Genomic DNA, 26,006 nt, shown 5'->3' on the forward strand with positions numbered 1-26,006 from the left:
ACCATGAAGCTTTCATTTAGGCTCCCGCTACTGGCCTGTGCGAGCGCGGCCGCCCTTCTGGCGGCGCCCGCCGCGAATGCCCATGAAACGGGCGTTCCGCACCGCCAGGCCAAGGCGGCGGTTGCAGAGGATTCGACAAGCGTCCCGCTAGTCGAAAACCTCGGCAGTCATTCCTACCCTGTCACCACCGCCAACCCGCTGGCGCAGGCCTATTTCAATCAGGGCCTGCGCTGGGCGTGGGCATTCAACCACGCCGAAGCGCAACGCGCTTTCAGGGTCGCGCAGAAGCTGGACCCGACCTGCGCCATGTGTTTCTGGGGCGAGGCCTACGTGCTCGGCCCCAACATCAACGCCGGCATGGGCCAGGAGGCGGCAGCGAATGCTGCCGAAGCCGTCGCGCAGGCGCGCAAGCTAGCGCACCTCGCCTCCAGCCGGGAAAAGGATCTTATCGCCGCGCTCTCCAAGCGCTACAGCGCCGATACTTCGGCCGATCAGGGTGCCCTGAACGAGGCCTATGCCGCGGCGATGGCGGAACTGGCAGACCGCCACCCGCAGGACGACGAGATCGCCACGCTCTACGCTGACGCGCTTATGAACCTGATGCCGTGGGACTACTGGCTTGACGGCGGGGCAACGCCAAAGCCGGACACGGTCAAGCTTGTGGCCTCGTTGGAGCGGGTGCTGGCGCGCAATCCGGATCATGCCGGTGCGATCCATCTCTATATCCATGCCGTCGAAGCATCCACGACGCCGGAAAGGGCCGAAGCTCATGCCGACCGGCTTGCCGCCCTCATGCCCGGCGCCGGACACATCGTGCACATGCCAGCGCACATCTATCACCAGGTCGGCCGGTGGATCGACAGCCTGGAGATCAACCGCGAGGCGGTGGCAGCGGACGAGGCCTATTTCGAGCGCGTCGGCATAGCGCCGGAGAGCACGCCCGGTGTCTACACGGACGGCTATTATCCGCACAACCTGCATTTCCTGATGACCTCCGCACAGATGGCGGGCGACGTCGAGGCAATCGCCGAGGCGGCCAAAAAGCTCGAATCGCTGGTCTCCAATACCACGGCCAGCAAGGTGGCCGGGCTGCAGCCGATCAAGGCGGCGACCTATTTTGCCCACGCCCAGTATAGCGATCACGAGGCCATACTCGCGCTGCCGCTGCCGGCAAACGCCTTGCCTTATGTCAAGGCAACCTGGCGATATGCGCGGGGCGTCGCCTTCGCCGCAAAGGGTGCGAGCGAGGCGGCGCGCGCCGAGACCGCCGCAATCCGCAAGCTCGCTGCCGAGACCGATTTTTCCACGGAAACGGCGGGAGGACTTCCGGCGCCGGATTTGCTGGAATTGAGCGCGCTGATCGTGGAGGCCCGCATTGCCCAGCACCAGGGCAACCTGCGGGAAGCGCGCGATAAGCTTGAGGCGGCGGTCGCGATCGAGGACGGCCTTGCCTATATGGAACCGGCCTACTGGTATTATCCGGTCCGACAGACCCTCGGCGGGGTCTACATGGCCATGGGTGAGCACGAGGTGGCCGCGGCAGCCTTCGCGCACGTCCTGGAACAGACGCCAAACAACGCCTGGGCGTTGTGGGGCCTGCGCGAGGTTTTCCGCAGGACCGGCAGGACAGCGGACGCCGAAGAGATGGATGCGCGCTTCAAGGCCGCCTGGGTGGGAGCGCCGGATTTTCTCGGCATCGAACGGCTCTGACCCGCTCTTAAGGTGCCGGCGTCGTTGTCGGCTCAGGAAACGTGTCGCAGCCTCGCAACCCCGGCTGCGACACGCAATCCTAGGTTGAAAATGACATGCTTGGCCGGTAACTGCGCTTCAGTGCCACACGTCATAGTAGAAACACACCCGAAGATCAGAGGTTGAGAGGGCTACCCCCCTGGAGCCACAAACCGCATAAGCCGCAGGGGCCGAGGCGCTGGTTCAACCAGCCAGTGGCGCGCTCAAGCGTAGAGGTAACCCATGCCGCGGATCGTCCTGATCACCTCCGGCTTGGAGGGATCGACCTCGATTTTCTTCCGCAGGCGCGAAACGCGAATGTCGATGCTGCGATCGAAGGGATCCCACCCGCGGTCATGGGCGAGTTCGAGCAGTTGATCGCGGTTGAGTACGCGTCCGCGATGTTCGCTGAATACTTTCAGAAGCCGGAACTCCATCGGGGTGATCGCTATTTCGATTCCCTCGGCGTTGTATAATTTGTGTGCGTCCGGGTCGAAGCGGCACTTGCCGAACTGGAGCTGGTGAGGGCCCGGAGTACTCGCTTTCCCCGCAGCGCGTTCGCTCGCCGATGTCCTGCGCAGCACGGCCTTGACCCGCGCCAGCAGCTCCCGCAGGTCGACGGGCTTCGCGACATAGTCGTCGGCGCCAATCTCCAATCCGACAACGCGGTCGACGATTTCCGCCGATCCGGTCAGCATGATAATGGCAACGTCTGAGTGCTCTCGTAGATATCGCGCCAGCGAGAGGCCATCCTCACCTGGCATTCGGATATCCAATATGACCACATCGACGTGCTGGCTCTCAATAAGTTCACGCAGGGCAGGCCCCGCGTTGGCGGGCGTCACGGCATAGCCATGGTGCTCCAGATATTCCGCTACCGTGTAGCGGATATCCGGTTCGTCATCGCAGACCACTACATGTGCGTGCGTCGTCAAGATCGTCTACCGAGCAACCAGCCTGATGGATAAGCTGCCTCTAAAGTGACGTGCAAATCAACGGGTCTGTCAAGCATTGTTGTTGACCAGATTAGAGACAAACGAACGGAGCTCGTTCGGTTTGATCGGTTTCTCGAGATAGGGCCGTTTCGCGGCGCGCAGGAACATCTGCGCGTCCGGACTGATTGTGTCCCCCGTCAGGAAGGCTAACCTGTCGAGTTCAGCCGGATGGAGCTTGGCAATCTGGTTGAACAATCCCCGCCCGTCCATATCAGGCATTTTCAGATCGCTCAGGATCACCGCGAAAGTGCGGTTCTTGAGGTGCAGCAGCGCTTCTTCGCCGGATCTGGCAATGGTGACGTTGAAACCATCTCGCCTGAGCACCTCAGCAACCAGCTCACCCACTTCCTCTTCGTCGTCCACCACCAGACAGGCAATGCCGGTCGAATTCGGGAGCTCGTCTTCGGCCGTTTCGGTTCCTTCGTCGAGACGGTCCGAAGCAGGCAGCGAAAGTATGAAGGTCGAGCCACCCCCTTCGGGGGATTCGACCTCGATGGTTCCTCCATGGGATTGAACGATCCGATGGCAGAAGGACAGCCCGATCCCGGTCCCTGCCCCAATCTCCTTGGTCGTGAAGAACGGCTCGAAAATGCGGGGAAGTATCTCTTTGGGAATTCCCGGACCCGTGTCGGCAACGCTGACGATTAGGTTGCCGGATGTGGGATGAAGCCGCGTTGAAACCGTGATTGTCCTTCGTCCTTCCCAGCCATGCAACGCCTGTTCTGCATTGACAAGCAAGTTGATCAGCACCTGGCCAAGCTGATCGGGATCCGCCCAGATCGGGGGAAGACCAGGTTCAAGATGAACTGAAAGCCCGATGTCCGACGATCGAATCGAATAGGTCGCCACTTCGACCGCTTCGGAAATGATGTCATCGATCGCAACGTTTGAGGTTCGCGTCGGCTGCTGTCTGGCCATAGCCAGGAAAGTCTTGACGATCCTGGCGCAGCGTTCGGCTGCCTTGCTTATCTTGTCGGCGCGTTCCACGACCTTGGCGTCGGCAGCGGTCTCCTTCAACAGCGATGACAGGCCAAGCACCACCGAGAGCGGATTGTTGAGCTCATGCGCCACCCCGGCCAGCAATCCACCGAGCGCCGACATTTTTTCGTTCTGGTGCAGCGTCTCGCGCTGCCGCTCCAATTCCTGCTGCATTTCGATACGGTCGGTGAGATCGTAGGCGTGGGAAACGATCACCTTCTCACCATGGTAATCGATCAGTCGAGACGAAATCGAGCACCAGCAGGTTCCACCGTCCTTGCGCTTGAGCTGGGTTTCGAAATCGTCGACCAATCCCGTCGCGAGCAGCCGCTCGACGTATCGCCTCCGCTCTGAAGGATCGACATAATAGTCGACGGCGCTGGTGACGTCGCCGAGCAGATCAACGGTGGCGGGGCTGCGGTAAAGCAGCTTCCCGTCATGCGCGCGGGTCATCTGGATGTTGACGGGGCAGGCTGCGAGGACTTTACGGACCAGTTCGTCCGCTTCCTTGGCGGCCTCCTCGGCCCGCTTGCGCTCTGTAATGTCGACACGGGTGACCACGAACCCGCCTTCGCGGGTCGGACAGTTCGAGACGAAAAACCAACGCCCGTCCGTATGACGGAATTCCTGTTGCCGGAATTCGCGGCGGTCCCTTGCCCTCTCGGCAAGCCAGTCGTCGATCTTGTCGCGTGGAACCGGAAACTGGTTGCGCTCTGCGGTCACGCGGAGGAAATCGAACCAGTTCACCCCGGGAACGAGCACATCCGCGCTTATCGCGTGCATCTGGCGGTACCTGCTGTTGGCCAGCACCAGGCAATCGTTCCTGTCGTAGAGGGCAAACCCTTCGGCCAGAGATTCGATCGCGTCGATCAGCCGCTCGTTGGCCTTGCGCGTTTCTTGCTGGGCGGTGATCATGTCGGTGATATCAGTCGTGTTCGACACTATCACCTGCCTTCCCTGGAAATCGATCAGGCGAGCGGAAATCGAAGCCCAGAAGGCCTTGTTCTCGGTGTCGTACTGCTGGACCCGAAAATCATCGATCCTGCCCTTTTCGATCAGGGTGCGCTCCAATATCGCGCTATAGTCTGGATCGACATACTGGTCGGTTATTCGAGGACGGTCGGCGTAGAGATCTCTGGTAGCAGGATTGCGGTAGAGCGTTTCTCCCTCGAACGTGGTCATGCGTATCGGCGAAGGGCAGGCATCGAGCACCTTTTGCAGCAGTGTCGTGGCGTCGCGCTCGAATGCCTCGGCCTTCTTGCGCTCGCTGATGTCGGCGCGCGTTACGACGAAGCCGCCAAGATCGGTGGGATGTATCGATACCGAGTGCCATCTGCCGTCGGAGAGGGGGACCTCGAAATGGGAATGGAACTCGATCCGGCTTTGGATCCGCTCGTCGAGCCACTCATCCTCGCGCCCAACCGCATTGCGGAACACGCCGCGCTTGGCGGATTCGCGAAGGAGTTCGTCCCATTCCACACCCGGTTCGACGAGATCCCGCACCGGGTGGTTCAGCTCGCGGTAAAGGCTGTTGCACATGACCAGGCGGTGGTCTTCGTCGTACAGTGCGAATCCTTCGGAGAGTGATTCAACGGCGTCCGCGAGCATCTCCCGCGCCGCGGCGACTTCGCCGTCACGCTTCTTCTGCTTGGTCACATCGGCGATGCCGGCGAGAACCACTCGCCGGCCCTGGAACTCGACGATCCTGAGATTGCCCGTGGCCCAGAACTCCTGGCCGTCGGGTCTTTTAAGAAGCACTTCGCAATTTTCGACGACGCCTTTTAGCATGAGCTCGCGATTGATTTCCCGGTGTTTCTCGGGGTCGACAAAGTAATCGCCGAGCCGCACCGTCTCGCGTTGCGCCTTTTTGCTCCATCCAAGCAGCCGTTCGGCAGCATTGCTCTGGTAGATGAGTTCCCCCGAACTTGCATCGTTCATCCATACCGGCAACGGGTGATGCTTGATCAGGAAACCGAACAGATCCTCGCGCTGCTTGCGTTCCGTGATGTCCAATACGCCGATGATGAGCGAGGGGCGCCCGCCATAGACGCCGCGACGGCAGTTGGTCGAACACCAGACGGCCGATCCGCTTGTGTTTCTGAGCTGGATTTCGTGATCCCGGACGATCTCGCTGTTGCTGGCGAGAGAACTGATTTCATCGAATTCGCCAGAATTCAAGAAATGATCCGTCAGGAATTGCGGCTCGTTCGGCGTCCATTTTCGGCCAAGCAGGTTCGACGCATCGAGGCTTTCGTAGAGGATCTGCCCGCTTCCCGCGTCCACCACCCAAACCGGCAGCGGGTGACTGTCCGTGATGCAGCGGAATATCTCGGCGTTCTCCTGGTGCGCGATCTGCGCTCGCTTCATCTCGGTAATGTCGACGCTTACCAGGGCCATGCCGCCATCCGGCCAAGGATGTGCGGTGAGCAACTTCCATCGGCCATCCAATGTCTCGGCTTCAACTGGAGCGTCGTCGATTTGCGTCCATCGCGCTGCGGCGCTTTCAACAAATGCGTTGCCCGGCTCGATGGGGCGGCCGTCGAAACTCTTTAGACGTGATAGGGCTTCGGCGACTGCGGCAATGGCGTCCGTCGGCTGCATCTCGCCGCGGTCGAGCCGCCGGCTTCCAAATATCTGCGGATTGCTGTTGACGAGAACATGGTTGGCGTCAAAAAGCGCATAGCCTGTGTGTGTGGATGGCACCGGATTATCAGGCCGCATGGTCGTTCCCTTTGTTCGCGTGATCCCGCGAGGGCGGATAATAGCCCTTCTTTGTTTCAGCACGCGTTCGGGCGACGCGTGATTTGTTTCAACTATTCCGGCGCGTGGGAGACATCGCCGGCGCTGACGTGTCGCCTGTCATCCCCGTGGGGCGCGCGCTGAAACAAACGAAACACTCCCACCACACCACAGAAAAACGCCTGAAACGAAGGCGGTGTAGGACAAGAAGAGCCGCAGATGCGGCAGATTCAACCGGCGAAGCGCAAATGTCCAGCGCCCAGGATGAACAATCTAGTCTTGGCGAGTGTCGACGCGTCTTGCTCTGAAACCTGAGGGTTCAATATGGATAAGCCAGTTACTTCGCACGATTTCCCCGACCGGCTCCTCGCGAGCGTCATTGACCAAAACCATCCGGCCTATGAAGAGTCTCGCGGGCTCTACAACGCCATGATCGACAAGCGGCCGCGCTGGATCATCCCCTGCGCCGAGGTCGCCGATGTCGTCGCGGCAGTCAATCATGCCCGGGACAAGCACTTGCTTCTTGCCATTCGCGGCGGCGGCCACAGCGGTCCGGGCTTCGGCAGTTGCGACGGCGGAATGGTCATCGACATGTCGCCGATGAATCGGGTCGATATTGATATCGGGACCAGCACGGTCCGCGTCGAGGCCGGCTGCACCCAAGGCGATGTCGACCGCGCCGCCAGCGCTCATGGGCTGGCGGTGCCGGCTGGCCTCGTCTCGTCCACAGGCATCGCCGGACTGACGCTGGGCGGCGGCACTGGCCATCTAACGCGCAAACACGGCCTCACCATCGACAATCTGCTTGCGGCCGAGGTCGTGCTGGCCGACGGCAGCGTCGTGACGGCAAGTGAGAACGAACACCCGGAGCTGTTCTGGGCGCTGCGCGGCGGCGGCGGCAACTTCGGCGTCGTGACGCGCTTCACATTTCAGGCGCATCCGGCGAAGGATGTCTATGCCGGGCCGATCTTCTTCGACATCGAGCATACCGCAGAGATCATGCGCTGGTACCGCGGCTTCCTGCCCGGAGCGCCGCGAGAGCTCGGGATGTTCTTCGGCATCAAGACGGTGCCCTCCTGCGACCCTTTCCCGCGCGAGATCTGGGGAAGGCGCGTCTGCGCGCTGATCAGCTGCTACAACGGCGCGGAGGAGGACGGCATCCGGGCGATGCAGCCCGTGCGCGACGCGCTTCCCGGGCCACTGATGGACGGTATGATGCAGATGCCCTTCGTCGATCTGCAGGCGCTGTTTGATCCGCTGCTGCCGAAGGGCTTGCAGTGGTACTGGAAGGGCGATTATGTCGACGAGCTGTCCGATGCGGCCATCGCAGCCCATGCCGAGCACGGCTCGAAGACGCCGAGCGAACTGTCGCTGATGCATCTCTACCCCATCGACGGAGCGGCCCAGGAAGTGGCTCCGGACGCTACCGCCTGGGGAGCGCGGCGAGCGCGTTGGTCCATGGTTATCGCCGGCATCGACCCCGACCCGACGAAGGCGCTGGAGCTGAGGCGCTGGGCAAGCGAGTATTGGGCTGCGGTGCACAAGCACAACCCGCACGGTGGCGCCTATATCAACTTCATGATGGATGATGAAGGCGAGGCGCGTGAACGCGCCGCCTACGGCGCCAACTATGAGCGGCTCGTCACGGTCAAGCGCAAATACGATCCGGCGAACCTCTTCCGCGTCAACCACAACATCCGGCCGTAAGCCGAGGCTGAGCCTGTCCGTCCTTGGGTCGAGCGAGGCGGACAGGCCTGGCATGCGCAAGCCGGTGTCGCGCCATCGAGGACGACCATCCACAAAATGCGTCCCGCCCCGTCGGGCGTGCCTCTGAAACAAACGAAACACTCCACCGCGATGCAGAAAAACGCCTGAAACGAAAGCGGTGTATGACAATAAGATCCGAAGACGCGGAAGAATAAACGGACGAAACGAAAATATCCAGAGCCTAATACCGAACATCTAGTCTTGGCGAGGGTCGACATTTTTTGCTCCGAAACCTGAGGTTCAAAATGCATAGGCCAGTTGCTTCATACGATTTCCCCGACCGGCTCCGCGCGAGCCTTGTTGGCCAAAACCACCCGGGCCATGAAGCGGCTCGCCGGCTCTTGCAACGCCATGATCGACAAGGGGCAGACGTCAACCCAGCTACGCGACGCCTGATCGGGAACAGCCGCCATTCGTACGGCCGCGCTGACACTGCCGATTGGTGATGATCTCGGCTGCCATTGGGCAGCCCACCGAACTGCACACGAACGCAACAAGAGACCGTGCGCTGAACAACCTGCCGCCGCACATCCAGGACGATAGCGGTTGGTCGGTTTGCCCAAAGGGCATGAAAAGACGGCCTCATCGATGCGGTGCGGGGCACGGCGCGTCGAGGCCAAACGCTAAGCCTCAAAATGGAGAATTGAAATGCTCAAGATCGTTCTTGCCACAGCCACCTTCCTGTTTGCCTCCGGCATGGCTTTTGCCGGCAGCGACCACTATGGCTCCGACTACAGCCATGGCTCCTTCTATCCGAAGACCGGTCACCATTCGATGGCGTCCGACAACGGCTACGCGCTTGACCTGGGCGGCACAGCCAGTGTCGGCACGGCCGACAGCGCACCGACCTCGGCAGGAAATTCGACCTTCCCCGAACCCGGTTACGGACACGGTATCTGGGGGAGCCGATAACAGCGTTCGGCCACACGGTCGAGATTCGACTTCCAGGCGGCGGGCTCGCCCGCCGCTTGGAATCACCTCCCAGCGGATTTAATCTGAAGCCGCGCCCAGTCGCGAGTAAGCGCCGCCGCGTGCCACCAGTTCATCATGCGGACCTTGTTCGACGATGCCTGTATCGGCGACCACCACAATGCGATCGGCATTGCGGATCGTCGCCAGCCGGTGCGCGATCACCAGCGTCGTTCGGCCCTGCGCAAGCTCTGCCAGCGACTGCTGGATCTCGCGCTCGGTCTGCGTGTCGAGTGCCGACGTCGCCTCGTCCAGGATGAGGATGGTCGGGTTCTTCAGGAACATGCGCGCGATTGCCAGGCGCTGCTTCTGACCGCCCGAAAGTTTTACGCCGCGCTCGCCGATGATCGTATCGAGGCCTTCCGGCAGCGAGGCGATGAGTTCGTCGAGGCGCGCGCGGCGCGCTGCCTCGACGATCTCGCTCTCGACCGCGTCCAGCCGGCCATAGGCGATGTTCTCGCGGATCGTGCCGCCGAACAGGAACACGTCCTGCTGGACGATACCGATCTGGCCGCGCAACGAAGCCAGCGTCATATCGCGGATATCCAGACCGTCGATGGTGATGGACCCGCTGTCGACCTCGTAAAAACGCGGCAGCAGCGAGCACAGGGTCGTCTTGCCGGCGCCGGATGGCCCGACGAAGGCGATGGTCTGTCCTGCTTCGATGTCGAGATTGATGTTCTTCAAAACCGGCCGTTCGCCGCTATAGCCGAAGCTGACGTCCCGGTAGCTGATGTCACCCCGGAGCGTCGGTGCGTCAATTGCGCCCGGCCGATCCGCGATGTCCGGTTCAGTGTCGAGGAGGGCTGCATAGCGGCGAAATCCGGCGATGCCTTTCGGATAGGTTTCAATCACCGAATTGATCTTGTCGATCGGCCGGAAGAACACATTGACCAGGAGCAGGAAGCCAACGAAGCCGCCACTGGAAAGTTCGCCACGCAGCACGAGGTAGCTTCCGGCGATCATCACCACCAGTTGGATCAACCGCATGCTCATGTAGCTCAGCGACGTGCTTGCGGCCATGATGCGATAGGCATCGAGCTTGGTTTTGCGGTAGCTGGCGTTGTCGCGCGCGAACAGGTTGCGCTCGTGGTCTTCGTTGGCGAAAGCCTGCACCACCCGCATGCCGCCGACATTCTCCTCGATGCGAACGTTGAAATCGCCGACCCGCCCGTAAAGCGCCTGCCAGTTGCGTGTCATGCGCGCGCCATAGCGGCTTGTCACCCAGGCGACCAGCGGCACAATTGCCGCCGTAATCAGCGCAAGCTGCGGATTGACCAGGAACATCAGCGCGAAGGCGCCGATGAACGTCATGATCGCGATGAACAGGTCTTCCGGGCCATGATGGGCAACCTCGCCGATTTCCTCCAGGTCCTTGGTGACCCGGGCGATGAGGTGACCGGTCTTGTGATTGTCATAGAAGCGGAACGAGAGCTTCTGCAGGTGATCGAAGCTCTTCCGGCGCATCTCGGTCTCGATGTTGATACCGAGCATATGGCCCCAATAGACCACGACCGCCATCAGTCCGGTGTTCACCACGTAGATGGCAAGCAGGCCGGCCGACGCAGCAAGGATCAGCAGCCACTGCTGAGTCGGCAACAGCTCGTCGACAAACAGCTTGACGGCCATCGGAAACCCGAGTTCCAGCAGGCCAGACAGAACCGCGCAGCAGAAATCCAGGATGAACAGACTTCTCCAGGGGCGGTAGTAGGCGAAAAATCTGCGCAGCATTGGGACGCTTTTTCTGTTCGAAGGTCTGGCCTGCCAGGAGCATGGCTATGCGAGGGCTGTCGCTACAGGCATTTCTTGCGGCGACTGCTCAGCGCCGCCGACTTGTCCGAACGGATAGCTTACGATAAGTGGAGTGTAAACATCATATTATGAGGTCTCCATGCTGACTGCGATCACGCGCTGCGAAACGCCGAATGCGGGCAAATATCTCCAGCAGCTTTGCAAGCATTTCGCGCACAAGGTCGAGGTCGCCTATGGCGATGGGCATGGGCAGTGCCGCTTCTCCTGCGGCACGGCTACAATGCATGCCGGTCTCGAACGGCTGGACATAGTGGTGGAAGCGGCCGACGCCACCGCGTTGACCGAGACCAAGCAGGTCATCGAATCGCATCTCGTCCGGCTCGCCTTCCGCGAAAATCTCCAGCCGCTGGCCTGGCGCGATTGAAGCGTCGTCTTCGCTACGGAGTATGCTCATGAGATGGCTGAAGTCGGTCCTGGCCTTGCCGGCATTGGCGCTTTTCCTCGTTCAGGCGTTCGCAACCGAGATCGAGACCGCGAACGGCCCGGTAACGGTCGGAAAGACCCCGCAAACGCTCGCGGTGTTCGACATTGCGGCAGTCGATACGTTGAACAGCCTGGGCGTGAAGATCGCCGGCTTGCCCGATAAGCTCTATGTGCCCGAACTCGCCGGGTTGAAGGACGGCGCGGAAATCGTCGGCACCCTCTTCGAGCCCGATCTGGAGGCGCTGAGCGCGCTGGCGCCGGACCTCATCATTGTCGGCGGGCGCTCCTCGCCGCAACTGGCGGCGACCAGCCGGATTGCGCAGAGCATCGATATGACGATGAATGGCGATGATCTGTTCGCGCAGGCGAAGCAGCGCCTGATGGCCTACGGCGCTCTCGTCGGCAAGCCGGCCGAGGCGGCGGCGCTTGCTTCGGAACTCGATGACGCGCTTTCGTCGACGCGTGCCGCCGTCAAGGGCAAGGGCACGGCGCTGATCCTGATGACCAGCGGCCCGAAGGTGACCGCCTACGGCAAGGAGTCCCGCTTCGGTTGGCTGCATTCGGCGCTCCAACTCACGCCGGCGGTCGAGGATGTCGAGGCCGCCACCCACGGCGAAGCGATCTCCTTCGAGTTCCTCCGCGACGCCAATCCGGACTGGCTCATCGTGCTCGATCGCGCCGCGGCGATCGGCTCGGGGGAGCAGAACGCCAGGGCGACGCTGGACAATGAACTGGTGGCCGAAACCACAGCCTGGAAGAAAGGGCAGGTGGTCTACATGCCGGCAGCCGATTTCTACATCGCTGCAGGCGGCGTCCAGTCGACGAAGCGCGTGCTTGAGACCGTTCGAGACGCTTTCTCGCGGACCCAATGACCGCCGGATCGCTTGGCTCTCAAGGCTTCGCCTGTCAGGCAATCGGCGCCGCAACCCTGCTGGCGCTGTTTGTGGCCAGTCTGTTCGTCGGCGTCGGAGAGCTTGCCATAGGCAGTCTGGCCTCCGATCCGGAAGCCTTGCGGCTGATCATGATCAGCCGCTTGCCGAGGACGTTGGCGGCACTTCTGGCCGGCAGCGCCCTGGCCATCGCAGGGCTTGTGATGCAGACGCTTGCCCGCAACCGTTTCGTCGAGCCTTCGACGGCTGGAACCGCGCAATCGGCGGCACTCGGCATACTGGTGGTGACGCTGGTTTGGCCCGATGCATCGCTTGGATGGAAGGCAGCCGGCGCGGCGGTGACCGCTCTCGCCGGGACATCCGTTTTCCTCATGCTCGCGCATAGGTTGCCGCCGACACAACCTTTTCTCGTTCCGCTGTTCGGATTGGTCTATGGCGGCGTCATTGGCGCCGCCGCGATCTTTGCCGCTTGGCACCTGGACCTTCTGCAGTATCTCGAAGTGTGGATGACGGGCGAGTTTTCCGGCATCCTGCGCGGGCGCTATGAACTGTTGTGGGTTGCGGGCGCACTGGTCGTATTGGCCTGGTGGACGGCCGACCGCCTGACGATGCTTTCGCTGGGCAGGGACGTCAGCATAGGGCTCGGCCTGAATTATGCCGCTATGCTTCGGCTCGGCCTGGTCATCGTCTCGGCCATCACCGCGCTGACCGTGGTCGTCGTCGGTACGATCCCGTTCGTCGGCCTTGTCGCGCCCAACATCGTATCGCGCTTCGCCGGCGAAAACCTGCGCCACACCTTGCCATGGGTCGCCGGCGGTGGCGCGGCGCTGGTGCTTGCCTGCGATATCATGGGCAGGCTCATCCGTTTCCCTTACGAGGTTGCGGTCGGCACGATCCTCGGCGTCGTCGGGGCCGTGCTGTTCCTAGTCCTGCTGCTTGGCCGAAACAGCAATGACTGAAGTTTTGATGCAACGCGGCCTGGTGCGGCACGAGGGCCGCCTCGCGATGATGGCGGCGGTCGCAGTGCTGGTCGGCGTGGCCTTCATGACGATCGGCCTGCGCGGCGATCTCGCCTTCGTGGTCGAACTGCGCGCAGCGCGGCTGGCTGCGATGGTTCTGGTCGGCGTGGCGGTGGCGGTTTCGACGGTCGTGTTCCAGACCGTTTGCGCCAACCGCATCATCACGCCGTCGATCATGGGCCTGGATGCGCTTTACGTCTTCTGCCAGACGGCGCTGGTTTTTGCGCTGAGCGGTTTCGGCTTTGCCGGCATCGATCCCAGCCTGCACTTCTTCGGCAATTTCACGGCAATGACCAGCCTCGCGCTGGCGCTGTTCCTGCCGATGCTTCGCCGGCGGTTCGACCTGACGCTGATGCTGCTGACTGGCGTCGTGCTGGGCGTGCTGTTCCGATCGCTGACGACGTTGCTGGCGCGGCTGCTGGATCCGAACGATTTCGCCGTACTGCAGGGTACGGTCTTCGCCAGCTTCAATGCGGTGGAACCCGATCTCCTGCTGGTGGCCGGCCTGATCACCGTGGCGGGTGTCGCCATCGCCTGGCGGGCGCGACATGTTCTCGATGTGCTCGCGCTGGGCACCGACACAGCCATTGGGCTCGGCGTGGCGTGGCGCGTCACGGCTGCCGGGCTGCTGGTTGTTGTCGCCGCGCTCGTGTCGGCGTCGACGGCGCTGGTTGGACCGATGGCGTTTCTGGGGCTGCTGGTGGTTTCGCTCGCTGAGCGCATCGTCGGCACCGACCGGCACGCCATCCTTCTGCCGGCAGCCGCGCTCACGGCGATAATCGTGCTCGTCGGCGGCCAGACAATCCTCCAGCATGCTCTGGGCGGGGAAGGCAGCCTCGGCATCGTCGTGGAGTTTGTCGGCGGCATCGTGTTCCTCGCCATTCTGTTTGCCGGGGGCCGGCAATGATCGAGATTGCAGGCGTCTCCCTGGCTCTTGGCGGCAGCCGCATTCTGGATAATGTCAGCCTGACCGTGCCGAAGGGCGGCGTCACGGCGCTTGTCGGACCGAATGGCGCTGGCAAGTCCAGCCTGTTGTCGTTGATCGCCCGCCTGCGGCCCCTGCAAAGCGGCCGCATCACCGTCGACGGGCTGCCGGTCGATACGACGCCGAGCCGGCAGTTGGCCAGGATCATGGCCATCCTGCGACAGGATCCCGGCGTCGCAAGCCGCCTGCGTGTCGCCGAACTGGTGGGGTTCGGTCGTTTCCCGCACAACCGCGGGCGGCTGACCGCGAAAGACCGCGAAATCATCGCGGCGTCGCTCGAACAGTTCGATCTCAGCGACCTGGCGCTGCGCTTTATCGACACCTTGTCAGGCGGGCAACGGCAGCGCGCCCTCGTCGCCATGACCTTCTGCCAGGGGACGGATTATATCCTTCTCGATGAGCCGCTGAACAACCTCGACATGTTTCATGCAAGAAACCTGATGCGGACGCTGAGACGAATCGCCGACGAGCACGGCAAGACGGTGCTCATCGTGCTTCACGACATTAATCATGCAGCCTCGTACGCCGACCGCATCGTCGCGATGAAGGACGGCGCCGTTATCGCATCGGGCGAAACCGGCGACATCATCCGGCCGGATATACTGGAGAGCATTTTTGGCTTCTCGATGCGGGTCGAAAACATCGCCGGTCGGCCGACCGTCCTGCACCACGCCTGAGTAAGCTCCGCGGCTGCAGCGCTCGAAGAGCGCAGCAGTTACAACGGCTTGCATAACTGGATTTTCATTATCAGGTTTATTGCCGCAGCGCAACCGATGGGTTAAGGCAGTCCCAACAGGCGCGGTTCGCGCCAGCCCGGGGCTATCGTATTCGAGGGGATTTAGCCGATGTCATCAGATCTGTTGCGAGCGCTGACCGTCAGCACCGCGATGTCCATTTTCTTGTGTCCCGAAGCGATGGCGCAGTCTGCCCCCGCCCCGGAGGCGGAAGCCGGAACGAGCACCACCGAAGAAAATGAAGACAGCCAAGCTCCCGCTGGGGGCACGCAACTTGACACCATTCTCGTCGTGGATGTGGGGGCGGGCGCCAACGCGACGGCCGGCGCCAACCTGATCACCATCGACCAGCAGGAGATCGATCGCAAGAAACCGCAGGATTTGAGGGAGGTGTTCTCCGGCGAGCCGCAGATCGCCGTCGGCGGCGCGATCCCCAGCACGCAGAAGATCTACGTCAACGGCGTCGATGAGAACAATCTGGCCGTGACTGTCGACGGGTCACGACAGAACAACAAGGTGTTCCACCACAACGGCACCTATCTGCTCGACCCGGCACTTCTAAAGGCCGCGTCGGTGCAGGCAGGCGTCGCGCCGGCCGACGCCGGTCCGGGCGCACTCGCGGGCTCGCTTGGTTTCGAAACCAAGGACGCCGTCGACCTGCTCGAACCCGGCCGCAATTTTGGCGGTTTCGTCACCGGCATATGGGACACCAACAGCGAGACGTTCACCACCGGCGTGAGCGGCTTCGGCCGGCAGGACGGGTTCGAGTATCTCGGCTACATCAATTACGGCCGTGGCGGCAACTTCACCGCCGGCAACGGCCAAGAGATGCCGGGGACCGGCACCGATCTGATCAGCGGGTTGGCCAAGATCGCCTACGAGAGCGTCGAGGGCCATCGTTTCGAGCTCAGCCACGAGCAGGTCCGCGACGACGAACTGCGCCCCTATCGCGCCAATGTCTATATCAACCGCGGCGCGGAGCCTGAAGTCCGGAACTACGATCTGCGCCGCCAGAACACGGTTTTTACCTATACGGACACGTCGCCGGAAGGCTGGTGGGACCCCAAGATCGTACTCGCTTACAGCCGCACCCAAATTGGGACGCTGGAAACGGCCCGCTCCGACCCCAATATCGTGTCGCCGACCGACGGCGCGACCAGCAGCTTCAACGGCAAAGTGGAGAACCGCTTCGCGCTCGACATCGGCAGCGTCACTGCCGGTTTCGACTTCTACAACGACAGGGCGGACCTGGATTATCTCAACTCGACCGAGCCGTTCTTCACGGACGAGCGCGCCACCAATATCGGCGCCTATGCACAGGCGCGCCTGGAGCCCTTAGACCAGGCCAGGATTTCGCTCGGCGGGCGCGCCGATCACCAATGGTTCACCGGCGTCGACGATTCGGATTGGAACAATGCGGGTCTGAGCGGCAACATTTCGGGCGAGTATGACCTTGTGCCGGAGTTCCTGACGGTAAAGGCGGGGACCTCGCATGTCTGGGGCGGTGTACCGCTGGCAGAAAACTACCTGCAGAACCCGGCCTGGACCTATGGCGACGGCCCGGAGCCGGTGACGTCTAACAACTATACGGCCGGCCTGGAGGCGCGCTACAACGGCTTCACCTTCGAGGCGAACGTGTTTCGCACCGACATCAACGACGCGCGCCTGCCGGTGTTCGGACGTGGCGCGCCGGTCCCGGAGGTGACATCGATTCGAACGCTCGATCTCGTTTCCAAGGGCTGGGAAATCGGCGGCCGCTATGATTGGGACGCCGGCTTTGTCAGCCTGAAATACGCCGACATCAACGCCGACGTCGCCGGCGAGCCGGCTGATACGGAGATCGGCCGCTATTTGACGACGCCTCTCGGCCAGATCGTGATGATCGGCGCCGGCTACACATTCGACGATTGGGGCGTCAAAGTCGGTGGCGACATCGAAATCGCCTTGAAGACCGACAGGACGCTGGCACGGCATCCAACCGACCCGACAAGCGAGAAGAAGGAACTGCCCGGCTATGAGGTGGTGAACGCCTATGTCGAGTGGACACCGCCTTCGAAGCCGAACTTCACGCTGCGCGCCGACGCGCTCAACATTTTTGACGAGGCCTATACCGACCGCGCGGCCTACGGGCAGGATTTCGACGGGGTGGCGCCGCACTTTGATCCCGGCCGCTCGTTCCGGCTGAGCGCCACCGCGCGCTTCTGATCCCTGGCAAAACGCCGGCCTCGGCAATCGCCCAGCCGGCTGCAAAAACGATGTCTGCGTTGGCGCCTTCGGAACGGATCGTGCGCCAAAGTGCTACAGCGCCCTTTCGGCATCCATAAGGACGCGCGGCGCTGTCGATGCTCAAGCGACGCCGGCGCGAACCGGTGCTTCGCGGTCCGCCCGTAGCAGGCGCATGTTGCGGGCGTCGTTGGCGAGTATGTTGAAGCAGTCGCCGCCGAACCATTCCAGCGAGGCATCCACCTCCTCGCGCTCGAACAATTCGTCGAGGAATTGCAGATAGTCGACCGCGCCGTCGAAAAGCGCGGTCATGCCCGTCCGCTTTCCGGCCGCGGCATAGACGTTTGCCGGCTCGAAGACGGCGAGGTCGGCACGCGAGCGGACATTTTTCAGATGATAGTGCCGGATATGCGGCAACAGGGCGCGATGCGCGGCGACCGGATCGGCGCCGCCTTCCCAGACGTGCAAGGTGTCGAAATTGATGCCCAGCGCCGGATGGTCGACCTCCTCGAGCAGGCGCTGCGTCGACGACAGCGTATCGGCAAGCGTTCCCGGATGTGTCTCCACCAGTAGCTGGCAGCCCTGGTCCTGCGCCATCATGCAGGCGTCCTTGAGCCGCGCCGACAGTCGCCAGCGCGCTTCGGGCGAGGTGTCCCGGCTTGCCGACTTGCCGGCGAACGTGCGCACCTTGCGGGCGCCCCAGCGGCCGGCCAGGCGGCAGAGGTTCGACGTGGCGTGACGCAGCGACGCCAGATCCTCATCGAGAGGCAGATAGTCGCTGAGCATCGGCACCGAAAGGCCGAACGCCGCCATCCAGTCAGCGTTGCGCTCGGTTATATGCTGCATGTTGCGCGCGTGTGCGCCCCAGAGCTCGATGCCTTGGAAATCGTTCGCCGCCGCCCATCGCGCGATGTCCTCCAGCGACAGCAGGTGATGGCGGAAGGTGATCGTGCAGAGCGACAGCCTCATGCGACGGCGTCTTCGACATCGTGGCGCGGCGCGTGCAGGAGGCCGCGCGTGTCGCACCACGCCCGATAGATTTGGGCAAGGCGGCGCTTCAGCGAGCGCTCCATCGCGTCGAGCATGTCGAGTTTTTCGAACACCCGCGACGCCAGGGCTTCGTCGCCTGTCTGGCTGATTTTCATGATGGCGTAGTGAAGCGCTTTGAATTCCTGGATCAGAGATTCGATGTCGTCGCAGATCGTGTCGAACCCGGCGTTGGAAAGCTGCAGCGATCGCCAGAAAAAGGCGAAGCCATGCTCCAGCGCGTATTTGCGGATCGATATGACCGGCAGCTCGCGCAGCGCCATCGACAACTCGGCCAGTTTCAGGCCGTCGCGGCCTTCCAAGTGCGCCCGAACGACTTCGCGCGTGGCGCGCGTCAGCAGATTGTCGTCTTCATGGAAACAGGCAAGGAAATAGTCGCGCAGATCGACGGCGGACGGTTTCCTGATGTCGGCAGCGTCGAAGATGAAGCCGCCGGCAACCGTCGGCTGCATGATCGCATTGATGACTTTCTGCTTCTCGATCCCGCCTTCCCAGCGGAAATCGGGGTCTAGGACCATCCACACCGCCGGATCCTCGGTGTGTTCCAACATCAGATAGTGCGGGAACGGGTTCTGGTTGAACTTATTCTCGCGCTCCGGCAGGTGGAAGAGATCGAGCATGACCATCAGGTACTCGCTCTGCTTCTTGCGATCCAGAAGCTCCAGCATCGTCGCCAGGTTCTCTACCTTGGCTGCGTCCGGCCGATACCATTGGCGGACCTTGGCGCCGTACAGGCGCTCGAACCAATCGCGGAAGAAGTCGTGGTTGATTTCAGGCGCGTGATACGCCAGCCGCCAGCTTTTATCGACGGCGAAACCAGCATCCCAGACGCCGAAGAAGAAAGGTCGATGATCAAGCTGCCTTTGCTTCACCGCGTGGCAGACATTGCTGACGAAGCAATGCACCTTGATGTCGACGAAGTCCTCGCCATGCACGCCGATCCGCTCAACCGCCTCTCTTTCGGCGCGAGCGAGAACAAGTTCCTTTGCCGGCCTAACAAGTGTTCCATTCGGTTCCGAGACGTTGACGAACAGCCGCGCCAGATCGTCCACCGTGTCCATATCCTGACGGCTGATCACCTCCTCGGGAAGCGCGACACCGTGGTCGAGTTCAAGCGCCAGCATGATCTCGAGAATGAGCACGGAATCGAGATACAGATCCTCGTTCAGCCTGGCTTGCGGCGCGAAACTATCCATGTGCTGGTTGTCGAGCTTGTCGCGCAGGATCGTTCCGATCGCGTCGAGTATTTGATCGTAGGTCATCAGGCTGCCTCCGTCCGTACCGGCGCGAATTCGCCCGTGCCGTAGCGCACAGCCACGTCGCGCCGGCTGATCTTGCCGTTCGCCTGGCGCGGGATCCGCTCCACGTGGACGATCTCGGTTGGCATCTGGTGTGCTGCAAGCCGCTCGGCGCACCATTGCCGAAGCTGCGACCGGTCGACCGCATGTTCGGCGCTGAACAGAAGCGCGACGCGCTCGCCCGCGAACGCATCCTGCTTGCGGAACACGACGGCGTCGCCAATGCCGCCGAATGTCATGACCACGTCCTCGACTTCCTTCGGATAGACGTTGAGGCCCGAGACGTTGATCAGGTCGTCGAGACGCGACAGGAAGACCAGCATGCCGTCGTCGCGGCGGTAGCCGAGGTCGCGCGTCTCGACGACCACGCCTTTGCGCTCGACGGCAATTTCCTTCGGGTCATTGGAAGTGCCGGCGTCTCGCAACGCGAAGCGCGGCAGCACATAGCCGACTTCATTAGCCGCCTGCACATCCGGGTTGATCGCTATGCAGCCGGCTTCCGAGCAGCCGTACTGCTGGAACATGTGCCTGGACTTGGCCCTGATCTGCCCGAACCAGGGGTCGGGCAAGAGGGTGCCGGATGTCATCGTTGCGTGGATCTGCTCGCCGGCCGGCAATAGCCTGGCGAGCGTGTGAAGGATGGCCGGCGACGAGATCAGATAGGGGCGCTCCGTTTCGCGCAGCTTGCGCAGCAGGAATTTGGGGTTCCCGGTGTCCAGTATTGCGGGCGACTGGCCGCGCTTCAGCGCCACCATTACGCCGCAGATCAAGCCATATGAATGGGTGGTTGGGCCGGCGATCAACGGGGTCATGTCCTGTGGCTCGACAAACGCCGAGGTGTAGCTGTCGACCTCGTCGTCTATGTCGCTCCAGGCGCGCGCGATGCATTTCGGCTCGCCGGTCGTGCCAGAACTCATCTGCAGCAGCTGTCCAGCTTCGCTGGCGCGCTCCTCGCAGATCGGCTCGCCATCCAGCCGGTTGTAGAAAAGCCAGTTGCACTTCGCCGTCTCCGCCTGCCGGCGCGCCGCGGCATATGGCGTCGAGGGATGCAGCGGCAGCACGCTGGCGCCGGCCGCGCGCGCGGCAAAGAAGAACGCCAGCCAATCCTGCGCCTCGGAGAAACAGACCGCAAAACGGTCGCCTGCGCGCTTGTCGAGTTGCACCGCGGCCGCAATGCGATCCGCCGCGTCGCGGAAATAGGTTCGATCAAAGACCGTGTCGTTGATGGTGATCATTTTTCTGTCTCCTTACGCGACTGCAAGGCTGTTTGGGATTTCGTGAGCGCATTCGGTGCCCGGTGGCGCGAGCTTGCGTCGCAGCAGCGATTCCGTGCGGATGCGTGGCTGGAAAAGGCCAAGCGCGGCCTGGCGGTGTGTCAGTCCGAACTGCCGGCAATGGTCCTGCAACTGCCTGCCGACGCCTGACCAGAAGCTGTCTTCGTCGAGACCGTAAAAATGCCGCAGCAGATGCGAGATCTCGGCGAGGTTGTAGACGAACAGCGCGTCCAGGCAGAGCTCGCCGAGCAAATCGGCGCTCTCCATCCAGTAGTACTGGTTGGGCGCGGCGTCACGATAGGCGGGGTTCAAGGCGAGGAAGTCGGGAACAATGGAGGGATCGCGCAGGAAGCCCGGCGCATATTCGACGCTGTCGTGGAAGTCGCGCATCGCCAGCCTCACTGGCCAGCCATCGCGATGGATCAGGATCAGGTTCTGGCCATGCGCTTCCGTCGCGATGCCATGGCCGACGAGCAGGTGAAACACCGGCATCACCACCGTAGCCACAAGCTTGTCGAGCCAGGCGTCCAGCCCGTACTCATCGATCCAGTCCGCGACGAACGGCCGGCCGTCACTCTCCAAGGCCATCAGCGCGTTGAGCGGCACCGCGGTTTCGCCGGGCTGAAGGCTGCTGGTAACGTCCTCCCGCCAGATCGCGGCGATCTGTCCTGCCAGCGGTCCTTCCCGATCTGCGATCGTGCCGGCATATTCGGCGAGGATCGTGAGCGGATAGCGCGCCTCGAACAGCGTATCGCTGGCGACAATGTCCTTGAGCCAGCGGCTGATCGACGGCGCGCTGCACACCGAATGCGGCTCGATGATGCGCCTGGCCGACGAGTTGACGAGATTCATCGGCAGTTTGAGATTGGCGCGTCGCGGGTGATCGCGATTGAACAGCGTCCGCACGGATTGGCTGGCGCTATAGCGATCGCCGGCATGGCCGAGGAAACCGGCGGAGCCCTCCGCCAGCCAGCGCCACAGCTCCGAGCCCTGTAACGCTTTCCATTGCCAGGGATGCAGCGGCATCAGGCCGAACCGCCTTGCATTGTCGCCGAGCCGGGCACGGCGCTCGTCCAGCAGCGCGTAGGTTTCGGTGCCGAGTTCGTGCATCCAGAAAGCCTGCTCGTCCGTGGGAAACGCCGAGTGCAGACGTTCGGGCGCGACCGCCAGCCAGGCCAGTTGGAAGGCGTTGCCTGCTTCCGGGCCGTACGCCGCGTGGTCGGCGTAGTCGAAGCCGGTGCGCGCCTTGAAACACGGATGATAGGGATGACCCTCATCGATCGCGCTGTCGAGTTGCGCAAATGGCAGATCGCGGCGCGGTCTGGGCCGGAGATTGAGCTGGTTCCAGGCGCTGAAATCGAGCGTCAGATCCAGTTCGGACGTGAGTTGCGCGCGCCGTTCGGGGCAGGTGTCTATGCACGCAAGCAGATCGCCGAGCGTCGCCGGGCGCCATTGGTCGGCGCAGCCCCGCTCGATCGTCTCGGCGACAACCCTGACCCGGCCGAAGGCGCCGATCGATCCCTCGCAGCGTATCGAGGCGCCGCCGCAGCGCCATTCGAAGCGGGCTTTCCCGCCGTCTCGCGACACCGCGCAATCGACCAGGCCCTCATAGACCAGGGCTTCCGCGAGCTGGCGCATCACACGCAGCTCGGGGATGCCGTGGAGATCAAGAGGCAATGGCATGTGCCTGCTCCGCGGCGACAAATAGCCCGACACGGCTGAGTGGATTGGGAAAATGCGTGTAGACGGCGCTGCCGCCCTCGGCCAGCTCATCGACATCCTGCAGCCGGATCGCCAGGTTGGCCTTTGCGGTGATGTGCGGCTTGTCCAGCAGGCTGGTCGCGAATTCCCCGCCTGCGCCAGTAAGCTCTTGCGCCAGCTTCTTGAGCCGCGCACGCAGCATGGCGAGCAGTTCGGCCTCGCTTGCCAGGCCGTCATGCCCGGCGCGAGCGACGACCGAGAAGATCTGATTGACGATGAGGTAGTAGGAGAGCCGCTCGCGAATCTCACGGTCGTCGAAGAAAAGACTGCGGATCTGGACAATGTCGGGCATCAGGCCATACCACCGGGCTCTGAAACTGTTCGAGAGGTAGAACCCCTGGCTGTCGCGATAGAGGTATCGGCTGGGCAGCCCCTGCTGCGACAGGTCAAGCAAGCTGTTTTGCTGATGCGCTTCCAGCGCGACGCCGAACCGATCGTAGAGTTTGACCAGCGGATCGAGCGCACAGTCGAGATAGCATTCGAACCAGCGACGGCACGCCTGCCGCACCGAGATATCATGATCCTGCGCGACGCGCCGGACGACGGTTTCGAACAATGAGCTGTGCCCGGGACGTGGTTCGGCCGTCAGTGCCGAAACGGTGATCACCGGGTCGCCGGCGCGGCCCCGGAACGGGTTTTCGCGGAAGATGACTTCGAAACCGCTCTCGGCCTGTCCGGAAAAATCCAGCGTCAGGTATGCGCTGTCGTGGAGAAAGCCGAGGCGCGGCTCGAACATGTCGATCCCGGCGCGTTCGAACAGGCGCGCCACCGCAACGCCTGCCTCCAATTCGTGCCGCCTGTTGACGCGCTTGGAGTTGGTGATGCGGACGGGCAGCGAGAATTTCGGCATCCAGGCGGCATCATCGCTGTAAACCGTGCGCACCGAAGAAGTCGCCGTGAACACCGGCCCTGCCGGGCCGAGATAGCGGATCTGCCCTGAATCCATGAGCGCGCGCACCGCCGGGTCGAGCATCAACGCTTGCGCCTGAAGCGGATGCATGGGCAGGAGCATCTCGCCGTTACCTGCGGCGACCTTGCCGGCGTCATTCCCCAGCAGTGAGCTGACGATCGCGGTCACCGCGATGCCGGCGGAATCCTCGCGGGCGAGGTCGGCAGCGGCGGCGAAATAGGCCAGCTGGAAACCGCCGCGCAATTCGGGGGCATAGACATCCTGCTGCCAGTTCGACATGCCCTGCAGGCTCTTGGGCGTCGGATGCAGCGGATGTCCAAAATACAGGGATTGTTCCGCGGCTATAAAGCCGATCGGTGGCGGCGCCCGATCGGCGGCGTCGAGGTAACGCTTCGTCGCCTGACAGCTCTGAAGAATCCGTTCGAGGAGCTCCACATCGGCTTGTCGGTGCGTGGCCGATCCGGCTTCTCTGGCTCCCAGCACAAGCAGATGCACGGCCAGGATCGGTTCTATCTCGTGCCAGTTCGGACCTGCATCCTGACGAATCCAGATCTGTCCAAACAGGTGCATTCCGCAAAGCGATCGGGATTTCATTTCGATGCGCAGCACGGCATGCCGCGACGGCAGGGAAATCTCCACGCAATCGAAGTTCCGTTCTCCGATGCGGTGGAACACCGGAATCCCGGAATTCAGCTCACGCAAATAGCTGTTTGCGAAGGCTCGAAAAATTGCCTGTTCTGCTGCAATCTGATTCTTGTCGATCATTCGTTGCGGACGCCATGTCGCACAGACGCCGGGCAGGCGCTCTGTGCTGAGTTTCAAAGGTTTTGATGGCGCCGCGCGTGAAGGGCCAGCCTTGCTGCGGCCGCGGCTAAACTAAACTACGATTGTCATGTTATCCTAGTCAGCTGCGCGGATCAACCTCCGAAGGCGGTCATCTGGGCAATGCCGGCAATGGATGCTCTACGCCCGTTCGAGCAGGCACTGCCGCAAGGAACTGGTCGCACATATCCTTTGCGCCGCAGCGAAGGGCGGCTTTGGAGAAGCGGCGGGAAGATCGGCAATGGGCGCGAAGCTGCCGGTTTTGATGAGGCTGTGAAATATATTTCTACATGTGAATTTTATTGACACTCGTGCCAACTGCTGCGAATGATCAACTGCTGGGCCTCGGGAGGAGGTTCGGCCTCATCAACCACAAGCGGCGGCACGCAAGTGTCCGACCGCCCATTGACCAGGCTTCGGCCGAGGGAGGACTCTTGCGCAAATTTTTGAGCATGCTCGCCATTTCGGCAGCCGCCACCACAGTGTTGGGGGCAAGCCACGCCGCTGCCCAGGCCGCTAACCCGTTCAAATGCGAACCGGGTGAAAAATACGTCATGAACGTCATGGTTTCCGGCGTCGAATATTGGTTCCCGGTCTACGAGATGTTCAAGCAGGCTGGAAAACAGTTCGGCTGCGAGACCGAATATACCGGGACCCCCGAATACGACGTGAACAAGCAAATAGCGACGTTCGACCAGGCGCTGGCTCAGAAGCCGGCTGGCATCCTGGTCCATCCGATGAACTCCGATCCCTTCATCGAGCCAATCAATCGGGCCATTGAGCAGGGAACGGCAGTGGTCACATTCGCCGCAGACTCGCCCAACTCCAAACGCGTATCCTACATCACCTCCGACAACGTCGCCGAAGGCACCTATGCCGCCGATGCAGTCGCCAAGGCGATGGACGGCAAGGGCGAATACGCGGTCCTCGAAAACCCCGGACAGGACAATCACGACAAGCGCATTGCCGCCTTCATCGCCCGCATGGAAGCCAAATGGCCGGATATGAAGCTCGTCGGCCGCGCTGCGTCGAACCAGGATGCGACGAAGGCCTACCAGGCCGTGCTCAGCCTTGCTCAGGCGCATCCCGATCTGGGCGCGGTGTTCATGCCGGAAGCCAACTCGGCAATCGGCGCAGCTCAGGCCGCCAAGGAAGGCGGCGGCAAGATCCGGGTCATGCTGGCCGACGTCAACGCCAAGATCCTCGACATGATCAAGGCCGGCGAAATCTTTGGCTCAGTCAACCCGAACCAGGGCATGCAGGGCTATATGGGATTCATGCTGCTGTGGCTGGCCAAGCATCCTGAACTGATCGATCCGATGAACGACGCCCGGCGGTCGGGCTTCAACGGCATGAGCGTGCCCTTCGTCGACAACGGCTTTTCCATCGTCACCGCGGAAAATGCCGATGATTTCTATTGGGACGCCTACCTCAAGCGGCGCGGCACCAAGGGCATCGAGGAATAAGGCCCGCCGCTCTCGGAGCTCCTTCGGAATGCTCGACCGGGCGGGGGGGGGGGGGGGCCCCCCCCCCCCCCCCCCCCCAAAAAAAAAAAAAAAAAAAAAAGGGGGGGGGGGGGGGGGGGTGTGTGGGGGGGGATAAAAAAAACAAAAAAAAAAATAAAAAAGAGGG

At 62.2% G+C, this 26,006-nt stretch carries 19 protein-coding genes; 11 read left to right on the forward strand and 8 right to left on the reverse strand.

Features of this window, described 5'->3' with window-relative positions; translation table 11 throughout:
• Window positions 1-3 precede the first annotated feature (3 nt).
• Window positions 4-1,710, forward strand: a complete 1,707-nt coding sequence (locus AC0L2Z_RS02410; protein WP_473626512.1) for a tetratricopeptide repeat protein — start codon at window positions 4-6, stop codon at window positions 1,708-1,710.
• A 242-nt stretch (window positions 1,711-1,952) separates the two neighbouring features.
• Here the strand turns inward: AC0L2Z_RS02410 and AC0L2Z_RS02415 are convergent, their stop codons facing one another.
• Entirely contained in the window at window positions 1,953-2,663 is a 711-nt protein-coding gene (locus AC0L2Z_RS02415; RefSeq protein ID WP_031255152.1) for a response regulator, read from the reverse strand.
• Window positions 2,664-2,732: 69 nt separating this feature from the next.
• The gene (locus AC0L2Z_RS02420) at window positions 2,733-6,422 is read right to left on the reverse strand and encodes a PAS-domain containing protein (protein ID WP_473626513.1); all 3,690 of its coding nucleotides are present in this window, start codon (window positions 6,420-6,422) and stop codon (window positions 2,733-2,735) included.
• 342 nt (window positions 6,423-6,764) lie between these two features.
• Here AC0L2Z_RS02420 and AC0L2Z_RS02425 point away from each other — a divergent pair, with 342 nt between their 5' ends.
• The gene (locus AC0L2Z_RS02425) at window positions 6,765-8,147 is read left to right on the forward strand and encodes an FAD-binding oxidoreductase (RefSeq protein ID WP_473626515.1); all 1,383 of its coding nucleotides are present in this window, start codon (window positions 6,765-6,767) and stop codon (window positions 8,145-8,147) included.
• A 708-nt stretch (window positions 8,148-8,855) separates the two neighbouring features.
• Window positions 8,856-9,119, forward strand: coding sequence for a hypothetical protein (locus tag AC0L2Z_RS02430; protein ID WP_473626516.1), 264 nt, complete (start codon window positions 8,856-8,858; stop codon window positions 9,117-9,119).
• A gap of 78 nt (window positions 9,120-9,197) precedes the next feature.
• Here the strand turns inward: AC0L2Z_RS02430 and AC0L2Z_RS02435 are convergent, their stop codons facing one another.
• Entirely contained in the window at window positions 9,198-10,907 is a 1,710-nt protein-coding gene (locus AC0L2Z_RS02435; RefSeq protein WP_473626518.1) for an ABC transporter ATP-binding protein, read from the reverse strand.
• A 160-nt stretch (window positions 10,908-11,067) separates the two neighbouring features.
• Here AC0L2Z_RS02435 and AC0L2Z_RS02440 point away from each other — a divergent pair, with 160 nt between their 5' ends.
• From AC0L2Z_RS02440 to AC0L2Z_RS02465, 6 genes are all read left to right on the forward strand, one after another.
• The gene (locus AC0L2Z_RS02440; protein WP_473626519.1) at window positions 11,068-11,352 is read left to right on the forward strand and encodes a DUF2218 domain-containing protein; all 285 of its coding nucleotides are present in this window, start codon (window positions 11,068-11,070) and stop codon (window positions 11,350-11,352) included.
• Between the two features lie 28 nt (window positions 11,353-11,380).
• On the forward strand, window positions 11,381-12,283 hold the full coding sequence (locus AC0L2Z_RS02445) for a siderophore ABC transporter substrate-binding protein (RefSeq protein ID WP_473626521.1): 903 nt from the start codon (window positions 11,381-11,383) through the stop codon (window positions 12,281-12,283).
• Window positions 12,280-13,260, forward strand: coding sequence for an ABC transporter permease (locus AC0L2Z_RS02450; RefSeq protein ID WP_473626522.1), 981 nt, complete (start codon window positions 12,280-12,282; stop codon window positions 13,258-13,260). Before AC0L2Z_RS02445 ends, AC0L2Z_RS02450 begins: the two co-directional genes overlap by 4 nt.
• Window positions 13,253-14,227, forward strand: a complete 975-nt coding sequence (locus AC0L2Z_RS02455) for an iron chelate uptake ABC transporter family permease subunit (RefSeq protein WP_473626524.1) — start codon at window positions 13,253-13,255, stop codon at window positions 14,225-14,227. Before AC0L2Z_RS02450 ends, AC0L2Z_RS02455 begins: the two co-directional genes overlap by 8 nt.
• Window positions 14,224-14,982 carry an iron ABC transporter ATP-binding protein gene (locus AC0L2Z_RS02460; RefSeq protein WP_473626525.1) on the forward strand — a complete coding sequence of 253 codons (759 nt, stop codon included), beginning with the start codon at window positions 14,224-14,226 and terminating at the stop codon, window positions 14,980-14,982. The genes AC0L2Z_RS02455 and AC0L2Z_RS02460 overlap by 4 nt, the downstream gene beginning before the upstream one ends.
• A gap of 168 nt (window positions 14,983-15,150) precedes the next feature.
• Window positions 15,151-17,244: a TonB-dependent receptor domain-containing protein gene (locus AC0L2Z_RS02465; RefSeq protein ID WP_473626527.1), complete on the forward strand. Its 2,094-nt coding sequence runs from the start codon at window positions 15,151-15,153 to the stop codon at window positions 17,242-17,244.
• A gap of 141 nt (window positions 17,245-17,385) precedes the next feature.
• Here the strand turns inward: AC0L2Z_RS02465 and AC0L2Z_RS02470 are convergent, their stop codons facing one another.
• Genes AC0L2Z_RS02470 through AC0L2Z_RS02490 form a run of 5 tightly spaced genes read right to left on the reverse strand, consistent with a single transcriptional unit; the run spans window position 17,386 to window position 23,969 of the window.
• Window positions 17,386-18,231: a sugar phosphate isomerase/epimerase family protein gene (locus AC0L2Z_RS02470; protein WP_287172681.1), complete on the reverse strand. Its 846-nt coding sequence runs from the start codon at window positions 18,229-18,231 to the stop codon at window positions 17,386-17,388.
• Window positions 18,228-19,571: a DUF6005 family protein gene (locus AC0L2Z_RS02475; RefSeq protein ID WP_473626528.1), complete on the reverse strand. Its 1,344-nt coding sequence runs from the start codon at window positions 19,569-19,571 to the stop codon at window positions 18,228-18,230. Before AC0L2Z_RS02475 ends, AC0L2Z_RS02470 begins: the two co-directional genes overlap by 4 nt.
• A complete protein-coding gene (locus AC0L2Z_RS02480; RefSeq protein WP_473626530.1) occupies window positions 19,571-20,842 on the reverse strand; it encodes an AMP-binding protein in 1,272 nt (423 codons plus the stop codon). The genes AC0L2Z_RS02475 and AC0L2Z_RS02480 overlap by 1 nt, the downstream gene beginning before the upstream one ends.
• A 12-nt stretch (window positions 20,843-20,854) precedes the next feature.
• Window positions 20,855-22,564: an IucA/IucC family protein gene (locus AC0L2Z_RS02485; protein ID WP_473626531.1), complete on the reverse strand. Its 1,710-nt coding sequence runs from the start codon at window positions 22,562-22,564 to the stop codon at window positions 20,855-20,857.
• On the reverse strand, window positions 22,548-23,969 hold the full coding sequence (locus AC0L2Z_RS02490; RefSeq protein WP_473626629.1) for an IucA/IucC family protein: 1,422 nt from the start codon (window positions 23,967-23,969) through the stop codon (window positions 22,548-22,550). Before AC0L2Z_RS02490 ends, AC0L2Z_RS02485 begins: the two co-directional genes overlap by 17 nt.
• On the opposite strand from AC0L2Z_RS02490, the gene AC0L2Z_RS02495 reads away from it, so the two are divergent.
• Both AC0L2Z_RS02495 and AC0L2Z_RS02500 read left to right on the forward strand, forming a co-directional pair.
• On the forward strand, window positions 23,865-24,383 hold the full coding sequence (locus AC0L2Z_RS02495) for a hypothetical protein (RefSeq protein ID WP_473626641.1): 519 nt from the start codon (window positions 23,865-23,867) through the stop codon (window positions 24,381-24,383). The two genes, AC0L2Z_RS02490 and AC0L2Z_RS02495, sit on opposite strands and share 105 nt — an antisense overlap.
• Before the next feature lie 425 nt (window positions 24,384-24,808).
• Window positions 24,809-25,840, forward strand: a complete 1,032-nt coding sequence (locus AC0L2Z_RS02500) for a substrate-binding domain-containing protein (protein ID WP_027156384.1) — start codon at window positions 24,809-24,811, stop codon at window positions 25,838-25,840.
• Window positions 25,841-26,006: the final 166 nt, after the last annotated feature.

Source organism: Mesorhizobium sp. WSM4850 (genome assembly GCF_055811735.1).

Excerpts from the sequence above, each read along its gene's own strand:
- AC0L2Z_RS02410 (WP_473626512.1), top strand. The coding sequence starts at position 4 with ATGAAGCTTTCATTTAGGCTCCCGCTACTGGCCTGTGCGAGCGCGGCC.
- AC0L2Z_RS02420 (WP_473626513.1), bottom strand. The coding sequence starts at position 6,422 with ATGCGGCCTGATAATCCGGTGCCATCCACACACACAGGCTATGCGCTT.
- AC0L2Z_RS02425 (WP_473626515.1), top strand. The coding sequence starts at position 6,765 with ATGGATAAGCCAGTTACTTCGCACGATTTCCCCGACCGGCTCCTCGCG.
- AC0L2Z_RS02430 (WP_473626516.1), top strand. The coding sequence starts at position 8,856 with ATGCTCAAGATCGTTCTTGCCACAGCCACCTTCCTGTTTGCCTCCGGC.
- AC0L2Z_RS02435 (WP_473626518.1), bottom strand. The coding sequence starts at position 10,907 with ATGCTGCGCAGATTTTTCGCCTACTACCGCCCCTGGAGAAGTCTGTTC.
- AC0L2Z_RS02440 (WP_473626519.1), top strand. The coding sequence starts at position 11,068 with ATGCTGACTGCGATCACGCGCTGCGAAACGCCGAATGCGGGCAAATAT.
- AC0L2Z_RS02445 (WP_473626521.1), top strand. The coding sequence starts at position 11,381 with ATGAGATGGCTGAAGTCGGTCCTGGCCTTGCCGGCATTGGCGCTTTTC.
- AC0L2Z_RS02450 (WP_473626522.1), top strand. The coding sequence starts at position 12,280 with ATGACCGCCGGATCGCTTGGCTCTCAAGGCTTCGCCTGTCAGGCAATC.
- AC0L2Z_RS02455 (WP_473626524.1), top strand. The coding sequence starts at position 13,253 with ATGACTGAAGTTTTGATGCAACGCGGCCTGGTGCGGCACGAGGGCCGC.
- AC0L2Z_RS02460 (WP_473626525.1), top strand. The coding sequence starts at position 14,224 with ATGATCGAGATTGCAGGCGTCTCCCTGGCTCTTGGCGGCAGCCGCATT.
- AC0L2Z_RS02465 (WP_473626527.1), top strand. The coding sequence starts at position 15,151 with ATGTCATCAGATCTGTTGCGAGCGCTGACCGTCAGCACCGCGATGTCC.
- AC0L2Z_RS02470 (WP_287172681.1), bottom strand. The coding sequence starts at position 18,231 with ATGAGGCTGTCGCTCTGCACGATCACCTTCCGCCATCACCTGCTGTCG.
- AC0L2Z_RS02475 (WP_473626528.1), bottom strand. The coding sequence starts at position 19,571 with ATGACCTACGATCAAATACTCGACGCGATCGGAACGATCCTGCGCGAC.
- AC0L2Z_RS02480 (WP_473626530.1), bottom strand. The coding sequence starts at position 20,842 with ATGATCACCATCAACGACACGGTCTTTGATCGAACCTATTTCCGCGAC.
- AC0L2Z_RS02485 (WP_473626531.1), bottom strand. The coding sequence starts at position 22,564 with ATGCCATTGCCTCTTGATCTCCACGGCATCCCCGAGCTGCGTGTGATG.
- AC0L2Z_RS02495 (WP_473626641.1), top strand. The coding sequence starts at position 23,865 with ATGTCCAAAATACAGGGATTGTTCCGCGGCTATAAAGCCGATCGGTGG.